Here is a 26,192-nt window from a genome sequence, read left to right on the forward strand (position 1 = left end):
CGCCATGGCCGAAAAACAGCCCCAGTCCCTGCCGGTTTTCCGCCAGCGTCTCGACAAATGGCTGTTCTTCACGCGGCTCAGCAAATCCCGCTCGATCGCCCAGAAGGCGATCGAGGCCGGCGATATCAGGGTCAATGACGCCCGGATCACCCAACCTTCGCATACGGTAAAAACCGGTGACGTCGTGGTTTTCTCGTCTGACCGCCGCGACATGACTGTTCGTGTGCTGGCGCCCGGCAGCCGTCGTGGACCCTATGAGGAGGCCCGTCTTCTCTACGAAGACCTGACCCCGCCGATGATGCCGGGAGAGAAGCTCAGCACCTTCGATCAGGCCACGCGGGAGCGCGGCAGCGGCCGCCCGACCAAGAAGGAGCGCCGTGAGGTGGACCGGCTTCAGGGTTGGCAGGACGATTAGAAAACTGTCCCGCCACCTGCCGATTTGACGCATGGATTATTCTTGCAAAGGCAGGTCAAAGCCTTTACCTCACGGGGTAAATGAGCAGTCCTGCTGCGCCGCAAGAGGCGTCGGCGGGCTGATATCCTCAACGGATGCGGACAAGCGAGCTTAACGCCTTGTTGCTGTCTGCCATCACATGTGAGAAATCGCTGGAGTACCTCATGACGTATGTCGTGACCGACAATTGCATACGCTGCAAATATACAGATTGCGTGGAAGTGTGCCCGGTGGACTGCTTCTATGAAGGCGAGAACTTCCTTGTCATTCATCCCGACGAATGCATCGACTGCGGTGTCTGTGAGCCGGAATGTCCTGCGGGTGCGATCAAGCCGGATACCGAGCCGGGCCTGGACATGTGGCTGAAGGTCAACGCCGAATTCGCCACACAATGGCCCAATCTCACCGTCAAGCGTGACGAGATGCCGGAAGCCAAGGAAATGGATGGCGTCGCAGGCAAGTATGAGAAGTATTTTTCGCCGAAACCTGGTCAGGGCGACTGACGCGGCAGGGTTCCGAGGCAGCCGGTTACGGGTTGATTATCCCGGCTGCAAAAAATGGCGAAATTGGGAGAATCGTGGCTTAACCATGTCCGTGACGGACTGGTTGGGGTTCTTCCCCATTGTAAAGCAAATTATTGATTTCCGCAGTTTTTTATGATAGGGTCTGAATACTGATCCACATCGCGGCACTGCGCGTGCTCGAAAAACCATCACGAAAGCAAAAGAGTCCCACGGCGCGGTTGACCCCAAATACGCAACCTCTGTTGCATGTGTGTGATCGCCCCGCAGAAGATTGATTTGACGACCGTTGGAACGGATCAGCATGGAGTCACCCGACGGTGTCCCCGTCCATTCCGGGCCTGACTGACCCGGCCCCGGCGACCCCGCCGGGAGCGTAACAGGGAGTTTTTGAAACGAATGACGACCCAGCAGAAAAAATCTTCAACACGCCATGGATTCAAGACCGGTGAATCGATCGTTTACCCGGCCCACGGCGTTGGACAAATCGTCGCAATCGAAGAGCAGGTGGTTGCGGGCATGTCGCTCGAGCTGTTTGTGATCGATTTCGAGAAGGACAAGATGCGCCTCAAGGTGCCGGTTGCCAAGGCCGTCTCCATCGGCATGCGCAAGCTGTCCGAAACCGATTTCGTCGAGCGTGCATTGAAGGTCGTCCAGGGCAGGGCGCGTGTCAAGCGGACCATGTGGTCCCGCCGTGCGCAGGAATATGATGCCAAGATCAATTCCGGTGACCTGATCTCGATCGCCGAAGTCGTCCGCGACCTCTACCGTGCTGAAAACCAGCCGGAACAGTCCTATTCCGAACGCCAGCTTTACGAAGCTGCGCTTGATCGCATGGCGCGCGAAATCGCAGCCGTGAACAAGATGTCGGAAACGGAAGCTGTCCGCCTCGTCGAGGCCAACCTGAACAAGGGTCCGAAGCGCGGCAAGGCCGTCGAAGAAGACGATACTCAGGAAGAAGCTGCGTAAGCACCGGTTTCGGTGTTTGCATTCAAAAAGCCCTGTCAGTTCAATGACGGGGCTTTTTTCGTTTCATCGCTGAAGTCGTCGCACCGACCGGAAGCGTCCGCACGACCTGCCCTGACTGCGCACCCGTCATTTGGTGGAGCATACCCCCGTCAAAATCCAATCCCGTCAAGATCGGTAATCGCACAAAGATCGATAAAGCTGGTCTTCCTGCGGGCGAGACAGTCCGCGAACGCCGGAAGACTCTTCCCGCCATCATGCTATGCTGGCCGTCGAGGCGTCCTGCCGCGATCTGCCGGCACGGGGGACGATGCGATAACCGGCATTGGGAGGAGATCATGGCAGGAACTGTTTCTCTACATCCGTTACTGGACCGAGGCTTGCCCAAGGCTTCCGGAAGCTTCACAGGCGGCGTCCTGGTTTGCGAATGCGCCGACAGACCCGTGCGCGTCAAGGTCGATGGCGATGTTGCGCATAACCATGCCTGTGGCTGCACCAAATGCTGGAAACCGGCCGGCGCGACGTTGTCTGTCGTCGCCGTTGCCCCGCATGACAAGATCACCGTGCTGGAGAACGGCGACAAGCTCTATGTAGTCGACAAGGCGGCGCTGATCCAGCGCCATGCCTGCAAGGGCTGCGGCGTGCATATGTATGGACCGGTGGAGCGCGAACACCCGTTCCAAGGCTTGGACTTCATCCATCCGGAACGGTTCGAGCAGGATGGATGGTCGCCGCCCGGCTTTGCCGCCTTCGTTTCCTCGGTCATCGAAGCCGGAACAAACCCCGCTGACATGCCGGCGATCCGGGCGCGGCTGACGGAACTGGGGCTTACCCCATCCGATTGCCTGAACAACGCCCTGATGGACTATATCGCCGTCTGGACGGCCCAAAAAAGCGGCGTGCTGAAATCCTGATAACCGCGCCACAAAATGAAAAAGGGCGCAGCGACCGGTGTCGCTACGCCCTCGTATTTGATGCGAACCGGCCGCTTACGCAGCGCCGCGCGACTTTTCGAAACGCTTACGGTCGTTCGAGTCGAGGTACATCTTGCGCAGGCGGATGTTCTTTGGCGTCACTTCGACCAGTTCGTCGTCCTGGATCCAGGACAGCGCGCGGTCGAGCGTCATGCGGATCGGCGGGGTCAGCTTGACGGCTTCGTCCTTGCCCGACGCACGCATGTTGGTGAGCTTCTTGCCCTTCAGAACGTTGACTTCGAGATCGTTGTCGCGTGTGTGGATGCCGATGATCATGCCGGCATAAACCTTTTCGCCGGCTTCGATGATCATCGGGCCGCGGTCTTCCAGGTTGAACATGGCATAGGCCACCGATTCGCCGGCATCGTTGGAGAGCAGAACGCCCTGAACGCGGCCACCGATATCGCCCTTGTAGGGCTGGTAGTCGTTGAACAGACGGTTCATGATCGCCGTGCCGCGCGTGTCGGTCAAAAGTTCCGACTGATAGCCAATCAGGCCACGGGTCGGCGCCAGGAACTTCAGGCGAACGCGGTTGCCGCCGGACGGACGCAGCTCGGTCATCTCGGCCTTGCGTTCCGACATCTTCTGGACGACGACGCCGGAATGCTCTTCGTCGACGTCGATGACGACTTCCTCGATCGGCTCCAGCATCTGGCCGGTGGCTTCATCCTTGTGCATGACGACGCGCGGACGCGATACGGCAAGCTCGAAGCCTTCGCGACGCATGGTCTCGATCAGAACGGCCAGCTGCAATTCGCCACGGCCGGAGACGTAGAAAGAGTCCTTGCCTTCTGCTTCTTCGATCTTCAGCGCGACATTGCCTTCAGCTTCCTTGAACAGGCGGTCACGGATGACGCGGCTGGTGACCTTGTCGCCTTCGGTGCCGGCAAGCGGACTGTCGTTGACGATGAAGGACATGGTGACGGTCGGCGGGTCGATCGGCTGGGCGTGCAGCGCCTCGGTGACCGAGGGATCGCAGAACGTGTCGGCGACGGTGCCCTTGGACAGGCCGGCAATGGCGACGATGTCGCCTGCATGGGCTTCATCGATCGGCGTGCGCTCGATGCCGCGAAACGCGAGAATCTTCGAGATACGGCCGTTTTCGATCAGCTTGCCGTCCTGGCCGAGAACCTTGACGGCCTGGTTCGGCTTGATCGAACCGGAATGGATGCGGCCGGTGATGATACGGCCGAGGAAGGGGTTGGCTTCAAGGATCGTGCCGATCATGCGGAACGCGCCGTCCTCGTCGCCGACGCTCGGTTCCGGAACGTGCTTGAGCACGAGGTCGAGGAGCGGCGCGAGGCCTTCTTCCTTCGGACCTTCCGGATTGACGTTCATCCAGCCGTTGCGGCCCGAACCGTAGAGGATCGGGAAGTCGAGCTGTTCGTCGGTCGCGTCGAGATTGGCGAAGAGGTCGAAGACTTCGTTGATGACTTCTTCGTGGCGGCCGTCCGGACGGTCGATCTTGTTGATCGCGACGATCGGACGGAGACCGACCTTCAGCGCCTTGGAGACGACGAACTTGGTCTGCGGCATCGGGCCTTCGGAGCTATCGACCAGAACGATCGCGCCGTCCACCATCGACAGGATGCGCTCGACTTCACCGCCGAAGTCGGCGTGGCCGGGCGTATCGACGATGTTGATGCGGACGCCCTTCCAGTCGATCGAGGTGGCCTTGGCCAGGATGGTGATGCCGCGCTCTCTTTCGAGATCGTTACTGTCCATCATGCGCTCGGCTGTGCGCTGGTTGTCGCGGAAGGACCCCGACTGCTTCAGGAGTTCGTCGACGAGCGTGGTTTTCCCATGGTCAACGTGTGCGATGATCGCGATGTTGCGCATTTTCATGTTGTGAATCTCGGAGGTTTCGGGGCGTATCCGGTGCACGCCGCATGTTCAATGGCGCGCTCATACAGGTTTTTTTGCATTTGCGAAAGGGGGCCGGCCGCAAAGTCTTGAGAGACGGTAAATCCATGGGTGGCTTCACACCGAATTTCCGCCAGGAGACGGTCGAGCGCCACTTGGCACGAAATCTGCCGGACTGCTTCGCAGGCGCATCAGCATGGAAACGATGTCGGTCTTCGAATCGTTGACCGTGATACCAACGGTTTGATGACCGATCCCGTGACGCGATGGGCGTTTGTGCGATTTATTGACAATATCGTACACAAAGCTCAAGCTGTCCGGTAGTTCCTGGAGATCGGTCATGGCATCGGAAAGCATTCACGTGCGGGTCACGGGCGCCTTGCAGGCGCATGTCCAGCAGCAGATCGGCGAGGATGGCCTCTATGAAAATGCCAGCGAATATATCCGCGCACTGATCCGCCGCGATCTGCAGGGCCGGACTGAATCTTGGGACTGGCTGCAGAGAAAGCTTGAGCCAGCGCTCAGAGCGGACGAGGCGGATTATGTCGCTGTTTCCGCCGAGGACGTTATTCGCCGCAATACAGGCCGATAGATGAGCGGCTATCTCTTCTATCCACCGGCGGACGCAGTGCAGGACCGTATCTGGACGGATACGGTGGAACAATGGGGCGAGGCGCAGGCCGTCACTTATATTACCGGCCTGCATGCTCATCTGCAGAAATTATCGGAAACGAGAAGTCTCTGGCGCAAGCTGCCGCGCGACCTCGTCATCCCGGCCGGCCTCAAGACCGAGGCCTTCTTTAGCCGCTATGAACGGCATTACCTGTTCTTCCGGGTGCTTCCGAGCGCCAAGATCGGCGTCATGGCCATCCTGCATGACCGGATGGATATCCCCGTGCGGCTGCACGAGGATCTCACCAGCATCGACGACACGCTACGGGAAGAGTAGCGTTCTTCAGGCGTCCGAACCTGCCAGCTCTTCCGTTATCGCCAGGCCCTTCTTCGCCAACATCGCGTCCGGGCTGGGCAGCTTGCCACGGAAAGCCTTGTAGGCGTCCTCGGGATCGATGGCGCCGCCGACGGAATAGATGTTGTCCTTGAGCTTCCTTGCCGTTTCAGGGCTGAAAGCGTCGCCGGTTTCCTCGAAGGCGGCGAAGGCGTCGGCATCCAGTACTTCCGACCACATGTAGGAATAATAGCCGGCCGAATAGCCGCCGGCGAAGATGTGCTGGAAATGCGGTGAGGCGTGACGCATGACGAGCGACTTCGGAATGTCGAGTTCAGCCAGCACCTCGGCCTGAACCGCCATCGGATCATCGACGGCGTCGCGGGTGTGGAACTCCATGTCGACGATGGCCGAGGAGGTGAACTCCACCGTGTTAAAACCGGCATTGAAGGTACGCGCGGCCAATACCTTGTCGAGTAGGGCCTGCGGCATCGGCGCGCTGGTCTGGAAATGCACGGCATATTGCTTCAGGATCGCCGGGACCGTCAGCCAATGTTCATAGAGCTGCGAGGGAAGCTCGACGAAATCGCGCGAGACGGAGGTGCCGGAGACCGACGGGTAGGTGACGTCGGACAGCATGCCGTGCAGCGCATGGCCGAATTCGTGAAACAGCGTGCGGGCATCGTCCAGCGACAGCAGCGCCGGTTTTCCCTCGGCGGGTTTGGCGAAGTTGCAGACATTGTAGATGATCGGCAGTTCGCCGGTCCTGCCGTTCTTGAGCGGTAGCTTGTGCTGCGACTGGAAGGCGCTCATCCAGGCGCCGGACCGCTTCGAGTCGCGGGCGAAATAATCGCCCATGAACAGCGCAATCAATGTGTCGCCGGCATCGCGGATCTCGTACACCCGCACGTCCGGATGATAGGCGACGATGCCTTTCTTCTCTGTTGCCCGCAGGCCGAACAGCCGGTTTGCCACGTCGAAGCAAGCTTCGATGATCTTTTCGAGCTGCAGATAGGGCTTCAGTTCGGCTTCGGAAAAATTGAATTTCTGCGACCGGATGCGTTCGGCGTAGAAGCGCCAGTCCCAGGGCATGACATCGTGGTTCTTGCCGTCGTCAGTGATCAGGCGGGCGATATCGGCCTCCTCCTCGCGGGCGCGGTTCACCGCTTTTTTCCAGACGGCATGTAGCAGTTCGTTCACCGCAGTTGGTGTCTTGGCCATCGTGTTATCGAGCTTCAGTTCGGCGTAATTGCCATAGCCGAGCAGGCCGGCCATCTCGCTGCGCAGTGCCAGCGTCTCGCGGATGACGCCACGATTGTCGGTCTCGCCGGCATTCTCGCCACGGGCGACCCAAGCCTTGAACGCCTGTTCGCGCAGGTCACGGCGTTCGGAGAAGGTGAGAAAGGGTTCGATGATCGAGCGCGACAGCGTCACGGCATATTTGCCGTCCTGGCCCCGGTCGCGGGCGGCTGAGGCCATGGCATCGCGGAGAAAGTCGGGAAGTCCGGCGAGTTCCTGTTCGTCTGAAAGAATGAGCGACCAGGCCTTTTCATCGGCCAGCACGTTATGGCCGAACCGGGTGCTGAGGCCGGCAAGCTTCTCGTTGATGCCTGCCAGCTTTTCCTGCTCCGCCTTCGGCAGCTTGGCGCCGGACTTGACGAAGCCTTTCCAGTGACGCTCCAGCACGCGCGTCTGCTCAAGCGTCAGGCCGAGCTTTTCGCGGCCCTCCCACAGCGCGTCGATCCGGGCGAACAGGGAAGCGTTCATGCCGATCTTCGAATAATGCCGCGACATCTTGGGCGAGATGTCACGCTCCAACGCCTGGATCGTGTCATTGGTATGCGCGCCGGCCCGGTTCCAGAACAGCGAGGATACCCGCGACAGCGCATCGCCGGCGATTTCCAGCGCGATGATCGTATTGTCAAAAGTCGGGGTGTCGGGATTGCCGGCAATGGCGTCGATCTCTTGCTCATGCTCGGCAAGGGCAGCCTCGAAGGATGCAGCGAAGTCACCGTCATTGACCGCCTCGAAGCGGGGCAGGCCGTCCGGGCCGTTCCAGTCGGTGACGGCGGGGTTCAGCGCTGGGCTCAAAGTCATGGGTCAATCCTTTCGCATATCGTCTCTGGCCGCCAAAACGGCGGATGCTGCCGATGTTGTCGGCAGCGATTGTGGACATATCAAGATGGGGAGGTGGGCCTGATCGCCTTTTCGATCAAGGCTTCCTGACGCCGAAAAGGCCCGGTGCCGCATGCCAGACCGCCTGGACCGCAAAGCCCATGAACAAGAGGCCGGACAGCCGCACGATGGTGAGTTCATGCCTGCGGTAGAAGCGCCGGACGACGGAGGCGCCGATGATGCCGATGAGGATCACGTCGGCGGCGAGGAAACCGAGGAAGGAGACGCCAAGCAGCGCTGGCAGCGCGTCGAAATCGAGCGCATTCGACGAGCCGGCCAGCAGTGCCGTGAAGGTGGCGAGCGCCACCGGATAACCCTTGGGATTGGTCAGCCCGAAGATCAGGCCGCGGCGATAGGGGCGCTCGACCGTCATCACCGGCTGGTTGTCGCCGCGCGGCTTGGCGCGCAGCGCCGACCAGCCGATCCAGGCGAGATAAAAGCCGCAGAGAAGGCCAAGAATATCGAAAACCGTGCTGCCGATGGTCTTGGCGCCGACGATTGCGACCAACGCCAGCGTCGACCAGAGCAGATCACCCGCAAGATGCCCGCCCATGAACAGCGCGCCCGCCTTGCGGCCCTGACCGGCGCCGATGCCAAGCAGCGCCAGGAAGGCCGGACCCGGAATGAGAACATAGAGAAGGGCGGCCAGAAAAGCGCCGAAAAGCAGGGTCTGCGTCATGGGATCTCCTCGCGATGAAAGGCCATTCGATCCTGCGCAGGTGATTCCGTCAAGATGCGGCGGGACCAGGCAAAGGGCGATCGCATATGCAGCAGTCCCCTCCCCAACCCCTCCCCACAAGGGGGAGGGGCTTAGAGCATCGTTCCCTTAATACGCCCCATTCTGCTGGAAGGAATTTTGGCCAGAACCAAGGCGGCTGGCGAAAAGCGCAGCAGAAGCTGCGGTTGAGACGGCCACCGCCGGTAGTGGCCAAAATTCATCCAGCCCTTCGGGTTGGCTGAAAACGGCCGCCCACTGCGGCGGATGGCTGGACCGATGGATGTCGCATCGCTCTGCGCCATCCTTCTTGTGGATCGGACGTTTTGAGCCAACAGAATGGATCGTATTAAGGGAACGATGCTCTAACCTGCCGCCCGGTCCGTCTTCTGAAACGAGGACCGGCGGCCGGGTCTCTCCCCCCTTGTGGGGGAGATGGCCGACAGGCCAGAGGGGGTCTTTTTCCTTATACGATAGCCCTGAGACCAGACTGTCCCCGCCGCGCGCGGTACGAACTTACTTCGCTTCGGTCGCCTTCATGGCGTTGTCGAGATGCATGGAGCAGTCGTCCATCTTGCCGTCTTTCATCGCCATCTTGGCGCTGTCGACTTCCTGCATGGCCATCATCATCGCGTCCTTCTTCATCGGATCCGTCATGCCCTTGGCCATTTCCTCGGTTTTCATGATGGAAGCATCGTCGCAGGCGGTCATGCCGGCTGCGAAGGCCGGCGCGGACAGAGCGGAAACCAGGGCAGCAGCGGTCAGAAGTGTCTTGAACATGATATCTCTCCCAGTGGGCGGGGCATGATTGCCTCCGGGACGAACACTGCGCGTGGGATGCCAACACGGTCCATTCACGCGTCCGCGATGCACGACGTTGTCATCCTGCGTGCGGCGGCGTGATATTTTCGTGATCGTTTTATTAGGTTTTACTGCGATTGCTCTGTCGAGCTTGTTGGTCATGGCGCCGGATGATAAGTAAATCTTACGATAAACCGTGATCGCAACTGTATGGCTGTCAGACTTGAAACCGATACGATCGGCATGCTGCTCACCGACGTATCACGGCTGTTGCGCGGCGCCTTCGACCGGCGCATCACGGCGGCCAGCCTCGGCGTCACGCCGGGCGAGGCGCGGGCCCTGATCCAGGTCGGCGCAATGGGCGGCATCAAGCAGGCGGATATCGCCATCCGGATGGGTATCGAGCCGATGACGCTGTCGACCTATCTCGACCGCCTCGAAGGGCTGGGCCTTGTCGAGCGTGTCGCCGATCCTTGTGATCGGCGGGCGAAAAATGTCGTGGTGACCGAAAAGGCGGACCCGCTTCTCCTCAACATCCGCGACAATGTCCGTGCCCTGATGGACGAAATCACCGATGGGTTGGACACCGATGCGCGCGAGACCCTGCGGCTGAGCCTCCAAGACTTGCGCGACAATCTGCACCAGCTCGACCGCGGTGCCAGCCGAAAGACGGCCGAATGAACCTGCGCATGAGTGAACGCCGCACCAGCATGCTGGGTGCGCTGCTGGCGACGCTGGGGCCGATCTCCATGTCGATCTACACGCCGGCCATGCCGGAGCTGGTGCAGGCCTTTGTCACGACGGAATCGATGATCAAGCTGACGCTGTCGGTCTATTTCGGCGGCTTTTCGATCGCGCAACTGGTGGCCGGCCCGATGTCGGATGCCTTCGGGCGGAAGAAGGCGACGCTCGTCTTCGTCGGCATCAATCTGCTCGGCAGCCTGATCTGCGCCTTTGCACCCTCCGTCGAATGGCTGCTGGCCGGTCGGCTGATCCAGGGCATCGGCGCGTCGGTCGGCATGACGGTCGCACGGGCCATGGTCCGCGACCAGTTCGTCGGCGCCGAGGCCTCACGCATCATGAACCTGATCGGCATCATGCTGGCGATCGGCCCGGCCATGGCGCCAACCCTGGGCGGGCTGGCGCTGGCGACCGTCGGCTGGCAGTCGATCTTCTTCCTGCTGGTCGGCTTCGGGCTTCTTGTCATCTCCGCCGTTCTGCTCTTCATGCGGGAGACATCGACGCCGGATCCGCGCCGCGCAAGGCCGGGGCCGCTCCTGCAGGCCTATGGCCAACTGATCCGCGATCCGCGTTTCGTGGCGGCGGCGGTCGTGCTTGGCGGCTCGGTCGGCGCGCTTTATGCGCAATCGACCATGCTGTCCTTCATTCTGATCGACCGTGTCGGAATGTCCCCGACGGCATTCGGCATCGGCATGCTGATGCAGACCGGCTGCTATTTCGCCGGCTCGGTTGCCTTGCGCCTGACAGCCGCGCGGCTTGGCGGCGAAGGCTCGGTCCGGGTCGGGCTGGCGTGCTGCGGCATCGGTGGCCTGCTGATCGCACTCTCTGTCCATTTTCTCGAGCCGAGTTATCTCTCGGTCATGCTGCCCGTCGCCTTTTCCAGCTTCGGTATCGCCTTCCTCACCCCGCACATGACGACGGCGGCGCTACAATCCTTTCCTCACATCGCGGGCTCTGCCTCGGCTATGATGGGCTTCATCCAGATGGCCGGCGGCTTCCTCGGCGGGCTGGCGGCGGCGCTCCTTGGCACACCCTTCACCGCTTTCGGCCTGATCATCCCAGCCATGCTGTTCCTGTCGGTGGTGAGTTACATGCGGTTTGCCACGCTGACGTGGCGAGTGGCGCTGGATGGTGCGGGCGAATAGGCAGGGTCTGATTCCGAGGACGGAGCGTAGCCCTTCACTTTCCCTCATGCCCGCCCTTGTAGCCGGCGTCCAGCCGCCGCGCGTCCGCGCGGTGAGACGGCGGGTAATTTTCAAAGGATCTTTTGACCCGACGGACGTCGGGTCACTGGATGCCCGCCACCAGGGCGGGCATGAGGGAGATTGGATTTGTCGCTCAACCTACCAATGGGTTCATAACAAGAGACAAAAAAGCCCGCCATCCCTGCGAATGGCGGGCTATTGTCAGTGAAAAATGGCTTACTTGTCCCAATTACGGGCGGCCAGCGTGCGCAGTCGCAGTGCGTTCAGCTTGATGAAGCCGGCGGCGTCCTTCTGGTCGTAAGCGCCCTGGTCGTCCTCGAAGGTGACCAGCTTGTCGGAATAGAGCGACTTCGGCGATTCGCGGCCGATGACCATGACATTGCCCTTGTAGAGCTTCAGCGTCACTTCGCCCTCGACATGGTCCTGGCTCTTGTCGATCAGCGCCTGCAGCATTTCGCGCTCGGGCGAGAACCAGAAGCCGTAATAGATCAGTTCCGCATAGCGCGGCATGATCTCGTCCTTCAGATGCGCCGCACCCCGGTCGAGCGTGATGCTCTCGATGGCGCGGTGGGCAGCAAGCAGGATCGTGCCGCCGGGGGTCTCGTAGATGCCGCGCGACTTCATGCCGACGAAGCGGTTTTCCACCAGGTCGAGCCGGCCGATGCCGTTGTCGCGACCCAGCGCATTGAGCGCGGTCAGGATCGAGGCCGGGCTCATTTCCTTGCCGTCGATCGAGACCGCATCGCCCTTGCGGAAGCCGATCCTGACGGTGGTCGCCACATCCGGCGCCTCTTCCGGGGAAATGGTGCGCATATAGACATAGTTCGGCGCTTCGACGGCCGGGTCCTCGAGCACCTTGCCCTCGGAGGAGGAGTGCAGGAGATTGGCGTCGACCGAGAAGGGGGCCTCGCCCTTCTTGTCCTTGGCGACCGGAATCTGGTGTTTTTCTGCGAATTCCAGGAGGTCGGTGCGGCTCTTGAACGACCAGTCGCGCCAGGGGGCGATGATCTTGATATCGGGGTTCAGCGCATAGGCCGAAAGCTCGAAACGAACCTGGTCGTTGCCCTTGCCGGTGGCGCCATGAGCGATCGCGTCGGCGCCGGTCTCGCGGGCGATGTCGATCAGGTGCTTGGAGATCAGCGGCCGGGCGATCGAGGTGCCGAGCAGGTAGACGCCCTCATAGACGGCATTGGCGCGGAACATCGGGAAGACGAAATCCTTCACGAACTCCTCGCGGACATCCTTGATGTAGATTTCCTTGATGCCCATCATCTCGGCCTTCTTGCGGGCCGGTTCGAGCTCTTCGCCCTGGCCGAGATCGGCGGTAAAGGTCACCACTTCGGCGCCCAGCTCCGTCTGCAGCCATTTCAGGATGATCGAGGTGTCGAGACCGCCGGAATAGGCGAGAACGACCTTTTTCACTTGCTTTGCCATTTTGTCTGTCCGTCTTGTGCGAGAAGACGCGGATCCGCGCCGCCAGAAAATTCAGCGGCACTTTTAGCGAGATTGCCCGGCCGTGCAAGCCTTGTCACCCCGGAAGTGACGCCGAGCCGCATCATAGATGCCGTGCGGGGTCCATTCGCTGATGAAGGATACGCACAATCAGAATATCTTCCTGGTTCTCGCGATACCAGACCCGATGTGAGCCACACGAAATGACGAAATATCGAGATTTACCGACTGCTCTAACGGCGCGTCGGGTAGAATGCAGCAACAGAGACGAGCAAGCCTGTTCAAGCTCAGCGATGTAAGTTTCGGCCTGCTCCGGTCCCCACTGATCTTCGGTATAATCATAGATCTCATCGAGATCGGCCGCTGCCTTCGGAGAAAAGGCAAGCTGTTTCATCTGGCGCCGCGACGTGCGCGTTTTTGTTCAATGAACGCCTTGAAATCGAATTCCACCGGCTCGCCCGATTCCTCGCCTTCGATCAGCGCTGCCCGGAGCGCTTCAATCTTTGCATCGTCGTCGCGAAGCAGGCGAAGGCCGGCCTCGACGACGTCGTTCGCCGAGGCATAGTGTCCGGCGCGGACCTGCCGGTCCACGAAAGCGCCGAGCTCTTCATCCAGAACAATTTGCGCGTTCTTTGCCATGGAGAAATCCCATTGAATGCCGGGCTGCAATCTAGCATGGGCTATGATATCGAGACAATATCATCCCGCCGAAAGATAAAATCATGGATTTCCTGCCCAGCCTGCCGACGCTTCTCGCCTTCACCGCCGCGACGCTGTTGCTCGCTGCGACGCCGGGTCCCGACATGACGCTGTCGATCAGCCGGGCGCTCAGCCAGGGCAAGGCTGCGGCCTTTTTCATCGTTGTCGGCACCAGCCTCGGCTGCGTCGTGCATACGCTGCTCGTCGCCTTCGGCATTTCGGCGCTGATCACCGCTTCGCCGACCGCCTTCATGATCCTGAAGACCGGGGGTGCGGCCTATCTGTTCTGGCTGGCGGTTCAGGCGATCCGCTGTGGATCGACGCTTTCGGTCAAGAAGGTCGATGATACCGGCGCTTCGGCCATGGCCAATATCTCCACCGGACTCTGGGTCAACCTGCTCAATCCGAAGGTCATCATCTTCTTCATGACCTTCCTGCCGCAATTCGTCACCGCCCATGATCCGGCCGTAACGCAGAAGCTCCTGTTCCTCGGCTTCTTCTTCATCGTCGCGGCGATGCCGGTCAATGTGCTGGTCATCCTGACCGCCGACTGGCTGTCCTCATGGCTGCAGCGCAGGAAGAGCGTCATGCGCGCCATCGACTATACGTTCGCCGGCGTCTTCTCGATCTTCGCGGTGAAGATCCTGTTCACCCACGCGCGCTGACCGACGATCACCCGATCAGCAGCGCGTCGTCGTCCAGCGTCTGGCCGCGGATCTTGCGGAACATGGCGATGAGGTCTTCCACCTGCAGCGTCTTGCGGCTGTCCCCGGAGACATCGAGCACCACCTCGCCGGCATGCAGCATGATGGTGCGGTGGCCGAAATCCAGTGCCTGACGCATCGAATGGGTGACCATCAGCGCCGTCAGCTTGCGCTCCGAAACGATCTTCTGCGTCAGGTTCATGATGAACTCGGCCATGCCGGGGTCGAGTGCTGCCGTATGCTCGTCGAGCAGCAGGACTTCGGAACCCGCAAGCGTCGCCATGACCAGCGAAACCGCCTGCCGCTGGCCGCCGGAGAGAAGGTCCATGCGGTCCTTCATGCGATTTTCGAGGCCGAGATTGAGTTCGGCGATGCGTTCGCGGAAATGTTCGCGGCGCTTGGGGCCGAGTGCCGGCGTCAAGCCGCGGCTTTCGCCGCGCCGGGCAGCGAGCGCCAGGTTTTCCTCGATCGACAGGGCGCCGCAGCTGCCCGCCAGCGGATCCTGGAAGACGCGGGCAACGAGGCCGGCGCGGGCGGCGGTGCCCTTGCGGGTAACGTCGGTGCTGCCGATCGTGACGGTGCCTGCCGTCGGGATGACGTCGCCGGCGAGCACGCCGAGCACGGTGGATTTGCCGGCGCCGTTGGAGCCGATGACGGTGACGAAGGTGCCTTCCTCGACCGTCAGGCTGACCCCGTTCAGCGCCTGCTTCTGCAGCGGCGTTCCCTTGCCGAAGATGACCTGGATATCGTTTAGCTTGATCATGCGGCACCTCCGCGGCGCAGGCGGGGAAGAACGAGGGCGAAGGTGACGAGGGCCGCTGTGACCAGATTGAGATCGGAGGCCTGCAGGCCGAGCATATCGGTCGAGAGCGCCAGCTGAATAGCGATGCGGTAGAGGATCGAGCCAAGCACGCAGCCGATCAGCGCAATCAGGATGCCGCGAGCGCCGAGCAATGTTTCGCCGATGATGACGGCGGCGAGACCAACGACGATGGTACCGACACCCGAGGTCACGTCGGCAAAGCCGTTTGTCTGGGCAAACAACGCGCCGCCAAGCGCAACGAGCGCGTTCGAGATCGCCATGCCGAGATAGATCTGCCTGTTGGTATCGACGCCCTGCGCCCGGGCCATGCGGGCATTGGCGCCGGTCGCGCGCATGGCAAGGCCGGCGTCGCTTTCGAGGAAACGCCAGACGGCGATGACGGCGATCAGCGCGAGGATGCCGACGAACAGCGGCCGGACGTAAAAGTCGCGCAGGCCAAGCCCGTAGAAGGGCGACAGCATCGTGTCGGCATTGATCAGCGCCACGTTCGGCTTGCCCATGACCCGCAGGTTGACGGAAAACAGTGCGATCATTGTCAGGATCGAGGCGAGCAGATTGAGGATGCGGAAGCGGACATTGAGAATGGCCGTGACGATGCCGGCGGCGGCGCCCGCGACCATCGCGACGCCCGAGGCGATCCACGGATTGACGCCGGCAATGATCAGCACGGCGGCGACGGCCGCACCCAGCGGAAACGAACCATCGACGGTCAGATCGGGGAAATCGAGCACGCGAAAGGCAAGGAAGACACCGATGGCCACGAAGGCATAGACGAGCCCCAGTTCCACCGCTCCCCAGAAGGCAATTTGGCTCACCGCCGTGATCCTTTCGTTCAGTCATCGCCCCGATGGGACGCTGTTACCAGATAACACGAAAGCGCCCCCATCTTCGACAAGGGGCGCTTGTTGGATCTATATATCGAAAGTCCCCTCCCCAACCCCTCCCCACAAGGGGGAGGGGCTTAACCCAGCCGCACCGCCACACAAAATTGTCACCTTGCTCGAGGTGTCGTCGAGAGGTGGGACAGTGCGGCAGCCTAGCCCCTCCCCCTTGTGGGGAGGGTTGGGGAGGGGTTTTAAAACCTTACTCGATCACCTTCGTTGCGCGGCCAAGGACGCTTTCCGGGAAGGTCACGCCCATCTTGGCGGCGGCGGACTTGTTGATGACCAGGTCGGTGCCGGCCGCGACCTTGACGGGGATATCGCCGGGGTTCTCGCCCTTCAGGATGCGCACGACCACGTCGCCGGTCTGCTTGCCGACATCGTGGTAGTTGAAGCCGAGGGCGGCAACGGCGCCGCGCGCGACGGAATCGGTGTCGGCGGTGAAGAGCGGCAGCTTGGCTTCCTCGGCGACGGCGACAGCGCCTTCCAGCGCCGAGATGATCGTGTTGTCGGTCGGGATGTAAATCACGTCGGCGCGGCCGACGAGCGCGCGGGCGGCACCCTGGACTTCAGCCGACTTGGTGGCGGCGGATTCGACGATGGTCAGGCCGGCCTTCTCGGCTTCCGCCTTCAGCACGGCAAGCAGAGAAACGGAATTTGCCTCGCCGGAATTGTAGAGATAGCCGATCGACTTCACGTTCGGCAGGATTTCCTTGATCAGCGCGACATGTTCGGCAACCGGAGACAGGTCGGAAAGGCCGGTGACATTGCCGCCCGGCTTGTCCATGTCCTCGATCAATTGCGCGCCGAGCGGGTCGGACACGGCGGTGAAGACCACCGGAATATCGCGGGTCGAGGAGACGACCGCCTGCGCTGAAGGAGTCGAGATCGGCACGATGACACTGGGTGCTTCGCCGGCGAACTGGCGGGCGATCTGGGCTGCCGTCGCCGGGTTGCCCTGCGCGGATTCGTAGAGGAAGGTCAGGTTCTCGCCTTCCTTGTAGCCGGCAGCGGCGAGCGCTTCCTTGACGCCGTCACGCACGGCATCCAGCGCCGGGTGCTCGACGATGGCGGTGACCGCGACGGTGACGTCATCGGCCCGCGCGGGCATGGAAAGGGCGACGGTTGCCGCAAGAGCGAGCAGGATTGAACGCATGGTGTCCTCCAAAGACTGATTTTTGGGCAGTTTTAGGAAACCGGGACAGTTAAATCAATCGAATTGCAGGCGAGGAACCATCAAAATTGCTGATCAGTCCTCGCCGTGATTGGCGATCATCATCGCTTCGAACGCCATGCGATCGACCTTGCGCATGCGCTCGGAATCTGACTTCAGCTGGCCGCAGGCGGCAAGGATGTCGCGGCCGCGCGGGGTGCGGATCGGCGAGGCATAGCCGGCCGCGTTGATGAAATCGGCAAATTTCTCGATCTGTTCCCATTTCGAACACTGATAGTTCGTGCCGGGCCAGGGATTGAAGGGGATCAGGTTGATCTTGGCCGGAATGCCCTTCAGGAGGCGCACCAGTTCCTTGGCATCTTCCAGCGTGTCGTTGACGCCTTCGAGCATGACATATTCGAAGGTGATGCGGCGCGCATTCGACAGGCCCGGATATTTGCGGCAGGCGTCGAGCAGGTCCTTCAGCGGATATTTCTTGTTGATCGGCACCAGCATGTCGCGCAGGTCGTCCTTCACCGCATGCAGCGAGATCGCCAACATGACGCCGATTTCCTCGCCGGTGCGGAAGATTTCCGGAACGATGCCGGAGGTTGACAGCGTGACGCGGCGCTTGGAAAGCGACAGGCCGTCGCCATCTGTGGCGATCAGCAGCGCGGCCTTGACGTTTTCGAAATTGTAGAGCGGCTCGCCCATGCCCATCATCACCATATTGGTGACCTTGCGACCTTCATTGGGAACGATAGCACCGGCCGGCGTGTCCCGATCCGGGAAATCGCCCAGCCGGTCGCGGGCGAGAAGCAGTTGCGAGAGGATTTCCTCCGCCGTCAGGTTGCGCACCAGCTTCTGCGTGCCGGTATGACAGAAGGAACAGGTGAGCGTGCAGCCGACCTGGCTGGAGACGCAGAGCGTGCCGCGGCCTTCCTCAGGGATATAGACGGTCTCGATCTCGACAGGACGGCCGGCGCCGCGCGGTGGAAAGCGCAAGAGCCATTTGCGGGTGCCGTCGGTGGAAATCTGTTCCTCGACGATTTCGGGCCGCGCGATGGTAAAATGCACCTTCAAAAGCTCACGCATGTCCTTCGACACATTGGTCATGTGGTCGAAATCGGAAACGCCGCGTACATAGAGCCAATGCCAGAGCTGGCTCACCCGCATCTTGACCTGCTTGACCGGCACGCCGATCTCGGCCAGCGCTTTGCCCATGTCCTCGCGCGAAAGGCCGATCAGCGACGGCTTTTCAACGGCTATGCCAGGGCGGACGGGAGCCTTGACGGGGCGATCCAGGTTGAGTGCTTCAGTCGCGGCCATTCTCGCCATTTCCCATGTTCGAGATACGCAAGGTTCCGTTCAAGCGCCTGTGCCTGCCGTCGATGCGTAAATGCTGAGATCAGAGTTCGTTTGCCGCGCATCGGGATCGCCAGCGATCCCAGGATCGCTCAACGATCCGCGCGGTCATCGTTGTGGCGGCCTTTAGCATGGTTTTCGGCCTGCGTCACCCTCCGTAGGGTCAGGGCAGGATTGCAAAAAGGCAAAGCGTTAACGCCGAAAGGCCGGACGAGCCGGCCTTTCGAAATCACTGACCAGGCAGAGAAACCTTATTTGCAGTTCTCGATCTGCTTCAGCGCTGCCGAAATGCCCGATAGCGAGTAGGAATAGGCCGTCGGCGTACCCTTGCGCGACTTGGCCGCGACCGACATGGCTTTGCCGGACTTCATCGCGGCGACCAGCGCGGGCTCTTCAGCGGCGTTTTCCACCCAGGCGGAGTTGCCCTTGGTGAACATGACGAAGTCCTTGGCGTCGATGGTGACGGTGACCTTGGAATTTTCCTGCAGCGCATAGCCCATCATCGCCTGCGGTTCATAGGAGATGTTCTGGCCCGGGCGCTGCGAAACGAGGAAGAAGATATCGCCATGATCGACATTGGCCGGGCTCTTCTCCTTCGGAACCGAGAGAACGTAGCAGACCTTGCTGGCGCCGGACTGGTAGGAATAGGCGCCCCAGGCGTTGAACTGCTGAATGCGGGTCGGAGATTGCGCGGAAGCGACACCGGCAGTTGCGAGCATGAGTGCGATTGCGATGGTGATTTTTCTGAACTGCATCTTGTCCTGCCGGTTTCTTGAGCGCCAAAGCCCGTGGCATGTGCCGGGCAACGCATGGTCACGATTTGATTCATTTTGACTTAATTCAGGTTACCAAACCGTCAACATTCCTGAATTTGACTGAGCACCGCTTTAATACGGAACACATTGCGACGCAAACACCGCTCTGATTTCAGACTTGCGAGCAAGAACCTGAAGGTGAGCTTGTTCGATTTCGAACCTGAACGAAAACCCCGAAACGGTCCTGCAAGAGAGACCGCTGCACGCCTTATCGAGTTGCCGCCCGAAGAGCGTTTGCCCAATTCATTAAAGCGTGCTCGATATTTGTTTATGTCACAAAGAATCAGGCAAGAGTTTGACCTTTGATAAAAGCGCTGTACCTGTTGTGCAATCGTGCGAAATTGGGAAGGGGAGGCCATCAAGAGCGGAATGGATGTGGAGGCGAGACAGCATTTCGCAGACCTCGCCGTGGCCGTCGCAAGGAATCGTGACAAGGCAGCCTTCGCTGAACTCTTTGATTTCTTTGCCCCCCGGCTGAAATCCTTTCTGATGCGCCAGAATGCCAGTGCGACAGAGGCCGAGGAACTGGTCCAGGAGGTCATGGTTATTCTCTGGCAGAAGGCCCATCTCTATGATCCCGAAAAATCCTCGCTGTCGACCTGGCTTTTCCGCATTGCCCGCAATCGGCGCATCGACGCTGCGCGCCGCCAGCGCAATGACGAGCTTGACGCCAACGAGCCGCTTCTGCTGCCAACAGCGCCGCCGGCGCCCGATGATGTGCTGGAAAACCAGGATCGCGAGCAAATCGTTCGCGCCGCCCTGTCGATGCTGCCGGAGGAACAGGTCACCCTGATCCGGATGGCCTTCTTTTTCGGCCAGTCTCACTCCGAGATTTCAGCCGCCACCGGATTGCCGCTCGGCACGGTCAAATCGCGTATCCGGCTCGCCTTCGGCAAGCTGCGCGCGTTGCTGGAGCAGAACGGCGTGGAAAGTTCCGGTTAGCGGGTGCTTTTCGACGCCTCGCCGTGCAGGGCCTCGTCGGCCTTGAGGTAGTGATTTTCCTTGATCTGGCCGCTGATCGCCGCGAAGGCTGCCGTCAGAACGGCGATATCGTCGGAAAAACCGACCATGGCCAGGACATCCGGAATGAAATCGAACGGCAGGACGAAATAGGCCAGCGCGCCGAGCAGGATGCCGCGCGTGCGCATCGGCGTCGTCGGGTCCATGGCGCAATAATAGGCGGCGACGAGGTCGCGGCTGAATGGCACCTGGCGCATGGCGCGCTTCAGGGTCGGCCAGAAACGGCGCTCAACCTTGCGGGCCTTCGCCTCCTGCTCACTCTCCTCGCCCGGAAGCAGAATCTCGCCGATCTTGACGTCATCCATGTCTTTTGTCCCGTCTCTCATGGAAAATCATATGGGGAGCGATTGGCCTATTTCAAAGAGTGCTACTTCAGATGATCCGGCATGCGTCCGGCCGCCGCATGGTCCATCTTCGCCGCAAGCTTGAAGTCCAGCTCGGTCAATCCCTTGGAATCATGCGTGGTCAGCGTCACGTCCACCTTGTTGTAGACGTTGAACCATTCGGGATGGTGGTTGAGCTTTTCGGCCGAGATCGCGCACTCGGTCATGAAGCCGAAGGCCTCGACGAATGTCTTGAAGCGAAAGGCCTTCCAGATCGATGATCCGTCCTCCGAAAGCACCCAGCCTTCCATCTTGTGAAGGTTTTCGGCGACCGTTTCCGAGCTCAGCTTTTCCTGCTTCATCGTGATTCCCTCGCTATTGTCTGGCCGGTGCCGGATATTGCGGTTCCACAACGCGGCAGCGGCGGATAGGTTCAGGCTTGTGTCGCGAACCATCTGGATAGCATGAAACCTGTCAGAATTCTCTTCGTCTGTCTCGGCAATATCTGCCGCTCGCCGCTGGCAGAGGGCATTCTCCGATATCAGGCGCAGGATCGCCCGATCGAGGTCGATTCCGCTGGAACCGGCGGTTGGCATATTGGCGATCCACCCGACAGGCGCTCGATCGCGGTGGCAAGACGCCACGGCATCGACATTGCCGGCCAGCGCGGCCGCAAGGTTCATGTCGGCGATTTCGAGGATTTCGATCTGATCCTGGCCATGGACCGCAGCAATCTCGCCAATCTCAAGGCCTTGGCGCCGGCCGGATCAGCCGGCAAGGGGCATCTGTTCCTCGATTTCACGCTTGGGCAGGATCGAGATATTCCCGATCCCTATTACGAAGGCCCGGAAGGTTTCGAGACCGTCTACCACCTATTGTCGGAAGGATGCTCGTCGCTCGTCGGCAAGCTGGAGCGGCTTTCGTAAAGCGGGAAGACCTCTTCGGTCACATAAGGGCCGCCGCCGACGGAATCGCGCGACGACAGGAGCACGAAGCGCGAGACGGTGAAAGGGTTGGTATAGAAGCCGCCGCGCCCCGAGAGGTAGCGTACGACATCCTCGACGCGGGAGGATCTGAGCCGGCCGAGCGTCACGTGCGGCGTGAACTTGCGCGGATCGGCCGGCAGGCGAAGCCTCTGGCAGATGCGTTCGATTTCGGCCTGGAGGGCATAGAGTTCCGGCGGGTTGCTGACGCCGGCCCAGACGGAATGGGGTTTTTTCGATCCGAAGGCGCCGGTGCCGGTCAGTTGCAGCTGGAATTCCGGGCGTTCGATCCTGTCAAGCTGATCGACGATCTCGTCGGCGGTGCGATTGTCGACGTCGCCGATGAAGCGGAGTGTGATGTGGTAATTCTCCACATCGATCCAGCGGGCACCGGGTAGACCACCACGCAACAATGAAAGGCTCATCGCGGCATTACGCGGTATCTCGAGGGCGGTGAAAAGTCTCGGCATGTCGAGCTCCCCGAATCTCTTGGCAGATGCCTCAGCGAATCATGACCGGCGTCTGCACGCAATTACAATTTCGCACCTGCAATATTTATCCAATGCCATTAACAGTCTCTGAACAAGCGATTTTTTCTCGGACAGTTAACCTCCGGTCGAAAGCGAGCCGATGAATCGCTCGGCAATGGGCAGGAACCGGTCGACCATGACGCCGACGCCGGTGCCGTTCGGATGCATGCCATCCTCAAGCTGCGTACCGGCCACGCCGACCACCCCGTCGAGGAAGAACGGGTACATTTCGAGGCCATAGGTCTTGGCCAGTTCCGGATAGATCGGATTGAAGCGGCCGGCATAGTCGTCGCCCATGTTCGGCGGTGCCATGATCCCGACCAAAAGCACGGCGATGCCGCGCGATTTCAGCTTTTCAATCATCGCCACCAGGTTCTTGCGGCTTTCCTCCGGCGCGATCCCGCGCAGGGCGTCGTTGGCGCCCAGTTCCAGGATGACACCCTTGGTGCCATCCGGCACCGACCAGTCGATACGTGCAAGACCGCCCGACGTCGTGTCTCCGGAAACGCCGGCATTGCTGATCGTCACGTCATGACCCTTCTCGCGGAGGGCCTTTTCGAGACGGGCGGGAAAGGCGTCTTCCGGCGGCAGCTGGTAGCCGGCCATCAGGCTGTCGCCGAAACCGACGATATTGAGCGTCGCGCAGGCGCCTGCGGTCGCGGTCATCACAATTGTCGTGATCGCCAACAAAAATGTATGGAAACCTTTTATTCGCATGCCAGCGCCCTTAAATCGGTAAAAGTCAGCCGTTGCGGCCATTTCGATATTTTACATATAGGGTAATTTCCTTTGGCAAAAACCATGATCGACCTGAAAAATGCGGATCTGACCCTTGGGCAGGCCGCCGCTTCCGTTCATGTGCTGAAGGGCATGGATCTGACCATCGGCGCCGGGGAATCGGTCGGGATCGTCGGACCATCGGGCTCCGGCAAGTCGACATTGCTGATGGTTCTTGCCGGCCTCGAGCGGCTGGACAGCGGCGAAATCGTCATTGACGGCACGCCGCTGCATGGCCTGAGCGAGGACCGCGTCGCCGAATTCCGTGGCCGCAATATCGGCATCGTCTTTCAATCCTTTCACCTTATTCCGAACATGACGGCGCTGGAAAATGTCGCGGTGCCGCTCGAATTGGCGAATGTCCCGAATGCCTTCGAGATCGCCCGCAAGGAACTGGTTTCTGTCGGTCTCGGCGAGCGGCTGTCGCACTATCCGGGCCAGCTGTCCGGTGGCGAGCAGCAGCGCGTTGCCATCGCCCGGGCGCTGGCACCCTCGCCGAAGCTGCTGATCGCCGATGAACCGACCGGCAATCTCGATGCGGAAACCGGACGGCAGGTTGCCGATCTCATCTTCTCCAAGCAGGCCGAGCGCGACATGACGCTCATCCTGGTGACGCATGATGCGTCGCTTGCCACCCGTTGCTCGCGGCAGGTCCGCGTCCGCTCGGGCGAGATCGTCTCGGCGGGCGAAACCCAATCCTCGTCGCGCTCGCAGGCAGTCCCCGCATGAGTGTCGCTGCCGGAAGCGGTTTTCGTCTCGGGCTTGCCCTTCGCCTGGCGCTGCGCGAAATGCGCGGCGGGTTGAAGGGTTTCTATATCTTCCTCGCCTGCGTGGCCCTCGGCACCGCGGCGATCGCCGGGGTCAATTCCTTATCGCAGTCGATCACCGGTTCAATCGCCAGCCAGGGCCGCGAACTGCTGGCCGCCGACATTCGCTTCGAACTTAACAATCGCGTCGCCACGGATGAGGAAAAGGCTTTTATCGACAGTATGGGCACGGTTGCCGTGTCGTCCGGCCTGCGCTCGATGGCGCGGCTGCCGGATGGCTCCAATCAGGCGCTGGTCGAACTCAAGGCCGTCGATGGCGTCTATCCGCTTTACGGCACGCTCGAAAGCGAGCCGGCGGCGCCGCTTGCCGAGATGATCGCGAAGGACGGAGACGTCTATAACGCGCTTGCGGCACCGCTGTTGCTGGAGCGTCTCAACATCACGACCGGCGATGAAATCCTGCTCGGCAAGGCCCGGATTCGGGTGGCCGGCGTGATCAAGCGGGAGCCGGACGCCTTGTCCGAGGGCTTCGGTTTCGCGCCGCGCCTTCTGGTATCGGACGAGGCGCTGACGGCCTCGGGGCTTGTCCAGACCGGCAGCCTCGTCGAACATGTCTACAAGGTGAAGGTGGCTGATCCCGCAACCGTTCCGGCGCTTCGCAAGCAGGCGGAAGAGAAGTTTCCGCAGGCGGGGTGGTCGATCCGCACCAGTCAAAATGCCGCCCCGGCGCTGACGGCGAATATCACACGCTTCTCGCAGTTCCTCACCCTCGTCGGCCTGACGGCGCTGATCGTCGGGGGTGTCGGCGTCGCCAATGCGGTGCGCTCCTATCTCGATTCCAAGCGCGGCGTCATCGCCACGTTCAAATGCGTCGGCGCGCCGGCCTCGATGGTCACGACGATCTACCTCATGCAGATCCTGCTGATCGCACTGATCGGCATTGCCATCGGACTGGTGCTCGGCGCTTTCATTCCGTTCGTCGCCGCGCAGTTCCTGTCCGGCGTGCTGCCGGTCTCTACGGCGTTCCAGCTTTATCCCGGCGCTCTCGGGCTTGCCGCCCTGTTCGGTATCCTGACCGCGCTTGCCTTCGCCATCCTGCCGCTCGGTCGTGCCCGCGAAGTCCCGGCGACGGCGCTGTTCCGCGAGCAGGGCTTCGAGCGCGCTCGCCTTCCCTCCTGGCCCTATCTGCTTGCTGCTGCCATCTGCCTTGGTGCATTGGCCGGGCTTGCCATCTTCACGGCCTATGACCGGACGATCTCGCTCACCTTTCTCGGCGCCATCGCCTTCTCCTTCGTCGTGCTGCGCGGCGTCGCCATCCTGGTCGCGATGCTGGCACGCCGCGCGCCGCGGGTCAGTTCACCGGCGCTTCGTCTTGCCATCGGCAATATCCATCGCCCCGGCGCGCTGACGCCGTCGGTCGTGCTGTCGCTCGGTCTCGGCCTTGCCCTGCTGGTGACGCTTGCCCTGATCGACGGCAACCTGCGGCGCGAACTCACCGGCAACCTGCCGGAGCGCGCGCCGAACTTCTTCTTCGTCGATATCCAGGGCACCGAGGTCGAAGGATTTCGTGCGCTCTTGGACAAGAATTTTCCCGACGGCAAGGTCATCGAAGTGCCGATGCTGCGCGGCCGTATCCTTGCCTTCAACGGTCAGGACGTAACGAAGATGACCGTCCCGCCGGCCGGCCAATGGGTTTTGCGCGGCGATCGCGGCATTACCTATGCCAAGAACCGGCCGGAAAACTCGTCGCTGACGCAAGGCGAATGGTGGGCTCCGGACTATGCCGGCGAACCGCTGGTCTCGTTTTCGGCCGAGGAGGCAGGTGAACTCGGCCTGAAGATCGGCGATACGGTCACGGTCAATGTGCTCGGGCGCAACATCACCGCGCGGATTTCCAATTTCCGCAAGGTCGAGTGGGAATCGCTGTCGATCAATTTCGTCATGGTCTTTTCGCCGAACACCTTTGCCGGCGCGCCGCATGCCTGGCTTGCCACCGTCATCGATCCGAAGGCGACGGCCGAGCAGGAGGCGGCCGCGCTCAAGGCCGTGACCAACACCTATCCGACGATCACCAGCGTGCGCGTCAAGGATGCGCTCGATATCATCAACGTGCTGGTCGGCCAGCTGGCGACGGCCATCCGCGCCGCTGCCGCGGTGGCGCTGATCGCCTCCGTCCTGGTTCTCGCCGGTGCGCTTGCAGCAGGCAACCGGGCGCGAACCCATGATGCCGTGGTGCTGAAGACGCTGGGCGCGACGCGGGCGACGCTGATCCGCGCCTTCTGCTACGAATATGCCATTCTCGGGGCCTCGACGGCGATCTTCGCCCTGTTTGCCGGCGGCGTCGCGGCCTGGTTCGTGGTCAACAGGATCATGACGTTGCCCTCGTCCTTCCTGCCGGACGTGGCGTTCGGCACCATGGCCGTCGCCCTTGTCGTCACCGTCGGCTTCGGTCTGGCCGGCACCTGGAGGGTGCTCGGGCAGAAGGCCGCACCCGTTCTGCGAGAACTCTGAGGCGGCAGTTAACCGTTAACGTTATGCC

General features: G+C 61.1%; 30 protein-coding genes. 13 read left to right on the plus strand and 17 right to left on the minus strand.

Annotation, left to right across the window (positions count from 1 at the left end; genetic code table 11):
• Positions 1-4: 4 nt before the first annotated feature.
• The 4 genes from ACST81_RS03090 (at position 5) to gfa (ending at position 2,855) form a co-directional block, all read left to right on the plus strand.
• Complete coding sequence (locus tag ACST81_RS03090; protein ID WP_438751363.1) at positions 5-415, plus strand: RNA-binding S4 domain-containing protein; 411 nt, start codon at positions 5-7, stop codon at positions 413-415.
• A 203-nt stretch (positions 416-618) separates the two neighbouring features.
• Entirely contained in the window at positions 619-957 is a 339-nt protein-coding gene (fdxA, locus tag ACST81_RS03095; protein WP_438751365.1) for a ferredoxin FdxA, read from the plus strand.
• Between the two features lie 417 nt (positions 958-1,374).
• Entirely contained in the window at positions 1,375-1,944 is a 570-nt protein-coding gene (locus tag ACST81_RS03100; RefSeq protein ID WP_438751366.1) for a CarD family transcriptional regulator, read from the plus strand.
• Between the two features lie 335 nt (positions 1,945-2,279).
• Positions 2,280-2,855, plus strand: a complete 576-nt coding sequence (gene gfa, locus ACST81_RS03105) for an S-(hydroxymethyl)glutathione synthase (RefSeq protein WP_438751368.1) — start codon at positions 2,280-2,282, stop codon at positions 2,853-2,855.
• A gap of 75 nt (positions 2,856-2,930) precedes the next feature.
• Here gfa and typA read toward each other — a convergent pair whose 3' ends face one another.
• Positions 2,931-4,760 carry a translational GTPase TypA gene (gene typA / locus ACST81_RS03110; protein ID WP_438751369.1) on the minus strand — a complete coding sequence of 610 codons (1,830 nt, stop codon included), beginning with the start codon at positions 4,758-4,760 and terminating at the stop codon, positions 2,931-2,933.
• 135 nt (positions 4,761-4,895) lie between these two features.
• Positions 4,896-5,120 carry a hypothetical protein gene (locus ACST81_RS03115; protein WP_438751370.1) on the minus strand — a complete coding sequence of 75 codons (225 nt, stop codon included), beginning with the start codon at positions 5,118-5,120 and terminating at the stop codon, positions 4,896-4,898.
• On the opposite strand from ACST81_RS03115, the gene ACST81_RS03120 reads away from it, so the two are divergent.
• A complete protein-coding gene (locus tag ACST81_RS03120) occupies positions 5,119-5,370 on the plus strand; it encodes a ribbon-helix-helix domain-containing protein (protein WP_438751371.1) in 252 nt (83 codons plus the stop codon). The two genes, ACST81_RS03115 and ACST81_RS03120, sit on opposite strands and share 2 nt — an antisense overlap.
• Positions 5,371-5,727, plus strand: a complete 357-nt coding sequence (locus ACST81_RS03125; protein WP_438751372.1) for a type II toxin-antitoxin system RelE/ParE family toxin — start codon at positions 5,371-5,373, stop codon at positions 5,725-5,727.
• A gap of 6 nt (positions 5,728-5,733) precedes the next feature.
• Here the strand turns inward: ACST81_RS03125 and ACST81_RS03130 are convergent, their stop codons facing one another.
• The 3 genes from ACST81_RS03130 to ACST81_RS03140 all read right to left on the minus strand — a co-directional run bounded on the left by ACST81_RS03130 (position 5,734) and on the right by ACST81_RS03140 (position 9,394).
• Positions 5,734-7,821, minus strand: a complete 2,088-nt coding sequence (locus ACST81_RS03130; RefSeq protein WP_438751373.1) for a M3 family metallopeptidase — start codon at positions 7,819-7,821, stop codon at positions 5,734-5,736.
• 115 nt (positions 7,822-7,936) lie between these two features.
• Positions 7,937-8,578 carry a LysE family translocator gene (locus ACST81_RS03135; RefSeq protein WP_438751374.1) on the minus strand — a complete coding sequence of 214 codons (642 nt, stop codon included), beginning with the start codon at positions 8,576-8,578 and terminating at the stop codon, positions 7,937-7,939.
• 552 nt (positions 8,579-9,130) lie between these two features.
• Entirely contained in the window at positions 9,131-9,394 is a 264-nt protein-coding gene (locus tag ACST81_RS03140; RefSeq protein WP_438751375.1) for a hypothetical protein, read from the minus strand.
• A gap of 231 nt (positions 9,395-9,625) precedes the next feature.
• On the opposite strand from ACST81_RS03140, the gene ACST81_RS03145 reads away from it, so the two are divergent.
• Both ACST81_RS03145 and ACST81_RS03150 read left to right on the plus strand, forming a co-directional pair.
• Positions 9,626-10,096, plus strand: coding sequence for a MarR family winged helix-turn-helix transcriptional regulator (locus tag ACST81_RS03145; RefSeq protein ID WP_438751376.1), 471 nt, complete (start codon positions 9,626-9,628; stop codon positions 10,094-10,096).
• 8 nt (positions 10,097-10,104) lie between these two features.
• Positions 10,105-11,301 carry a multidrug effflux MFS transporter gene (locus tag ACST81_RS03150; RefSeq protein WP_438751378.1) on the plus strand — a complete coding sequence of 399 codons (1,197 nt, stop codon included), beginning with the start codon at positions 10,105-10,107 and terminating at the stop codon, positions 11,299-11,301.
• Between the two features lie 276 nt (positions 11,302-11,577).
• Here the strand turns inward: ACST81_RS03150 and ACST81_RS03155 are convergent, their stop codons facing one another.
• From ACST81_RS03155 to ACST81_RS03165, 3 genes are all read right to left on the minus strand, one after another.
• Positions 11,578-12,795, minus strand: a complete 1,218-nt coding sequence (locus ACST81_RS03155) for an argininosuccinate synthase (RefSeq protein WP_438751379.1) — start codon at positions 12,793-12,795, stop codon at positions 11,578-11,580.
• A 121-nt stretch (positions 12,796-12,916) separates the two neighbouring features.
• Complete coding sequence (locus tag ACST81_RS03160) at positions 12,917-13,207, minus strand: type II toxin-antitoxin system RelE/ParE family toxin (protein ID WP_438751380.1); 291 nt, start codon at positions 13,205-13,207, stop codon at positions 12,917-12,919.
• Complete coding sequence (locus ACST81_RS03165) at positions 13,204-13,452, minus strand: type II toxin-antitoxin system ParD family antitoxin (protein ID WP_438751382.1); 249 nt, start codon at positions 13,450-13,452, stop codon at positions 13,204-13,206. The genes ACST81_RS03160 and ACST81_RS03165 overlap by 4 nt, the downstream gene beginning before the upstream one ends.
• Before the next feature lie 83 nt (positions 13,453-13,535).
• Between ACST81_RS03165 and ACST81_RS03170 the strand changes: the two genes are divergently transcribed.
• Positions 13,536-14,177 (plus strand): LysE family translocator, encoded by a 642-nt coding sequence (locus ACST81_RS03170; protein ID WP_438751384.1) that lies wholly within the window; start codon positions 13,536-13,538, stop codon positions 14,175-14,177.
• Between the two features lie 7 nt (positions 14,178-14,184).
• Here ACST81_RS03170 and ACST81_RS03175 read toward each other — a convergent pair whose 3' ends face one another.
• The 5 genes from ACST81_RS03175 to ACST81_RS03195 form a co-directional block, all read right to left on the minus strand.
• The gene (locus ACST81_RS03175; RefSeq protein ID WP_438751385.1) at positions 14,185-14,979 is read right to left on the minus strand and encodes an ABC transporter ATP-binding protein; all 795 of its coding nucleotides are present in this window, start codon (positions 14,977-14,979) and stop codon (positions 14,185-14,187) included.
• Complete coding sequence (locus ACST81_RS03180) at positions 14,976-15,854, minus strand: ABC transporter permease (protein ID WP_438751386.1); 879 nt, start codon at positions 15,852-15,854, stop codon at positions 14,976-14,978. Before ACST81_RS03180 ends, ACST81_RS03175 begins: the two co-directional genes overlap by 4 nt.
• A gap of 268 nt (positions 15,855-16,122) precedes the next feature.
• A complete protein-coding gene (locus ACST81_RS03185; protein ID WP_438751387.1) occupies positions 16,123-17,076 on the minus strand; it encodes an ABC transporter substrate-binding protein in 954 nt (317 codons plus the stop codon).
• Between the two features lie 93 nt (positions 17,077-17,169).
• Positions 17,170-18,402, minus strand: a complete 1,233-nt coding sequence (gene rlmN, locus ACST81_RS03190; protein WP_438751388.1) for a 23S rRNA (adenine(2503)-C(2))-methyltransferase RlmN — start codon at positions 18,400-18,402, stop codon at positions 17,170-17,172.
• A 287-nt stretch (positions 18,403-18,689) separates the two neighbouring features.
• A complete protein-coding gene (locus ACST81_RS03195; RefSeq protein WP_438751389.1) occupies positions 18,690-19,193 on the minus strand; it encodes an invasion associated locus B family protein in 504 nt (167 codons plus the stop codon).
• 429 nt (positions 19,194-19,622) lie between these two features.
• On the opposite strand from ACST81_RS03195, the gene ACST81_RS03200 reads away from it, so the two are divergent.
• Positions 19,623-20,195 carry a sigma-70 family RNA polymerase sigma factor gene (locus tag ACST81_RS03200; protein ID WP_438751391.1) on the plus strand — a complete coding sequence of 191 codons (573 nt, stop codon included), beginning with the start codon at positions 19,623-19,625 and terminating at the stop codon, positions 20,193-20,195.
• Here the strand turns inward: ACST81_RS03200 and ACST81_RS03205 are convergent.
• Complete coding sequence (locus tag ACST81_RS03205; RefSeq protein WP_438751392.1) at positions 20,192-20,578, minus strand: YkvA family protein; 387 nt, start codon at positions 20,576-20,578, stop codon at positions 20,192-20,194. The genes ACST81_RS03200 and ACST81_RS03205 overlap by 4 nt on opposite strands.
• Before the next feature lie 62 nt (positions 20,579-20,640).
• Positions 20,641-20,958: a 4a-hydroxytetrahydrobiopterin dehydratase gene (locus ACST81_RS03210; protein ID WP_438751393.1), complete on the minus strand. Its 318-nt coding sequence runs from the start codon at positions 20,956-20,958 to the stop codon at positions 20,641-20,643.
• 102 nt (positions 20,959-21,060) lie between these two features.
• On the opposite strand from ACST81_RS03210, the gene ACST81_RS03215 reads away from it, so the two are divergent.
• A complete protein-coding gene (locus tag ACST81_RS03215; protein ID WP_438751394.1) occupies positions 21,061-21,522 on the plus strand; it encodes a low molecular weight protein-tyrosine-phosphatase in 462 nt (153 codons plus the stop codon).
• On the opposite strand, the gene thpR is transcribed toward ACST81_RS03215, so the two are convergent.
• Positions 21,462-22,049 (minus strand): RNA 2',3'-cyclic phosphodiesterase, encoded by a 588-nt coding sequence (gene thpR / locus ACST81_RS03220; RefSeq protein WP_438751395.1) that lies wholly within the window; start codon positions 22,047-22,049, stop codon positions 21,462-21,464. The two genes, ACST81_RS03215 and thpR, sit on opposite strands and share 61 nt — an antisense overlap.
• 135 nt (positions 22,050-22,184) lie before the next feature.
• Positions 22,185-22,775, minus strand: coding sequence for an arylesterase (locus tag ACST81_RS03225; protein ID WP_438751396.1), 591 nt, complete (start codon positions 22,773-22,775; stop codon positions 22,185-22,187).
• Between the two features lie 123 nt (positions 22,776-22,898).
• Here ACST81_RS03225 and ACST81_RS03230 point away from each other — a divergent pair, with 123 nt between their 5' ends.
• Complete coding sequence (locus ACST81_RS03230) at positions 22,899-23,615, plus strand: ABC transporter ATP-binding protein (protein WP_438751397.1); 717 nt, start codon at positions 22,899-22,901, stop codon at positions 23,613-23,615.
• On the plus strand, positions 23,612-26,164 hold the full coding sequence (locus ACST81_RS03235; protein WP_438751399.1) for an ABC transporter permease: 2,553 nt from the start codon (positions 23,612-23,614) through the stop codon (positions 26,162-26,164). Before ACST81_RS03230 ends, ACST81_RS03235 begins: the two co-directional genes overlap by 4 nt.
• Positions 26,165-26,192: the final 28 nt, after the last annotated feature.

This window comes from Pararhizobium sp. O133 (genome assembly GCF_051669845.1).
In the GTDB taxonomy this organism is placed as follows: Bacteria; Pseudomonadota; Alphaproteobacteria; order Rhizobiales; family Rhizobiaceae; genus Pararhizobium.

Coding starts and splice junctions, on each gene's coding strand:
- ACST81_RS03150 (WP_438751378.1), top strand. CDS start 10,105: ATGAGTGAACGCCGCACCAGCATGCTGGGTGCGCTGCTGGCGACGCTG.
- ACST81_RS03125 (WP_438751372.1), top strand. CDS start 5,371: ATGAGCGGCTATCTCTTCTATCCACCGGCGGACGCAGTGCAGGACCGT.
- ACST81_RS03135 (WP_438751374.1), bottom strand. CDS start 8,578: ATGACGCAGACCCTGCTTTTCGGCGCTTTTCTGGCCGCCCTTCTCTAT.
- ACST81_RS03200 (WP_438751391.1), top strand. CDS start 19,623: ATGGATGTGGAGGCGAGACAGCATTTCGCAGACCTCGCCGTGGCCGTC.
- gfa (WP_438751368.1), top strand. CDS start 2,280: ATGGCAGGAACTGTTTCTCTACATCCGTTACTGGACCGAGGCTTGCCC.
- ACST81_RS03205 (WP_438751392.1), bottom strand. CDS start 20,578: ATGGATGACGTCAAGATCGGCGAGATTCTGCTTCCGGGCGAGGAGAGT.
- ACST81_RS03195 (WP_438751389.1), bottom strand. CDS start 19,193: ATGCAGTTCAGAAAAATCACCATCGCAATCGCACTCATGCTCGCAACT.
- ACST81_RS03120 (WP_438751371.1), top strand. CDS start 5,119: ATGGCATCGGAAAGCATTCACGTGCGGGTCACGGGCGCCTTGCAGGCG.
- ACST81_RS03215 (WP_438751394.1), top strand. CDS start 21,061: ATGAAACCTGTCAGAATTCTCTTCGTCTGTCTCGGCAATATCTGCCGC.
- fdxA (WP_438751365.1), top strand. CDS start 619: ATGACGTATGTCGTGACCGACAATTGCATACGCTGCAAATATACAGAT.
- ACST81_RS03225 (WP_438751396.1), bottom strand. CDS start 22,775: ATGACCGCGACCGCAGGCGCCTGCGCGACGCTCAATATCGTCGGTTTC.
- ACST81_RS03115 (WP_438751370.1), bottom strand. CDS start 5,120: ATGACCGATCTCCAGGAACTACCGGACAGCTTGAGCTTTGTGTACGAT.
- ACST81_RS03175 (WP_438751385.1), bottom strand. CDS start 14,979: ATGATCAAGCTAAACGATATCCAGGTCATCTTCGGCAAGGGAACGCCG.
- ACST81_RS03155 (WP_438751379.1), bottom strand. CDS start 12,795: ATGGCAAAGCAAGTGAAAAAGGTCGTTCTCGCCTATTCCGGCGGTCTC.
- ACST81_RS03185 (WP_438751387.1), bottom strand. CDS start 17,076: ATGCGTTCAATCCTGCTCGCTCTTGCGGCAACCGTCGCCCTTTCCATG.
- rlmN (WP_438751388.1), bottom strand. CDS start 18,402: ATGGCCGCGACTGAAGCACTCAACCTGGATCGCCCCGTCAAGGCTCCC.
- ACST81_RS03100 (WP_438751366.1), top strand. CDS start 1,375: ATGACGACCCAGCAGAAAAAATCTTCAACACGCCATGGATTCAAGACC.
- ACST81_RS03145 (WP_438751376.1), top strand. CDS start 9,626: ATGGCTGTCAGACTTGAAACCGATACGATCGGCATGCTGCTCACCGAC.
- ACST81_RS03165 (WP_438751382.1), bottom strand. CDS start 13,452: ATGGCAAAGAACGCGCAAATTGTTCTGGATGAAGAGCTCGGCGCTTTC.
- ACST81_RS03090 (WP_438751363.1), top strand. CDS start 5: ATGGCCGAAAAACAGCCCCAGTCCCTGCCGGTTTTCCGCCAGCGTCTC.
- ACST81_RS03130 (WP_438751373.1), bottom strand. CDS start 7,821: ATGACTTTGAGCCCAGCGCTGAACCCCGCCGTCACCGACTGGAACGGC.
- ACST81_RS03210 (WP_438751393.1), bottom strand. CDS start 20,958: ATGAAGCAGGAAAAGCTGAGCTCGGAAACGGTCGCCGAAAACCTTCAC.
- ACST81_RS03170 (WP_438751384.1), top strand. CDS start 13,536: ATGGATTTCCTGCCCAGCCTGCCGACGCTTCTCGCCTTCACCGCCGCG.
- ACST81_RS03140 (WP_438751375.1), bottom strand. CDS start 9,394: ATGTTCAAGACACTTCTGACCGCTGCTGCCCTGGTTTCCGCTCTGTCC.
- typA (WP_438751369.1), bottom strand. CDS start 4,760: ATGAAAATGCGCAACATCGCGATCATCGCACACGTTGACCATGGGAAA.
- thpR (WP_438751395.1), bottom strand. CDS start 22,049: ATGCCGAGACTTTTCACCGCCCTCGAGATACCGCGTAATGCCGCGATG.
- ACST81_RS03160 (WP_438751380.1), bottom strand. CDS start 13,207: ATGAAACAGCTTGCCTTTTCTCCGAAGGCAGCGGCCGATCTCGATGAG.
- ACST81_RS03235 (WP_438751399.1), top strand. CDS start 23,612: ATGAGTGTCGCTGCCGGAAGCGGTTTTCGTCTCGGGCTTGCCCTTCGC.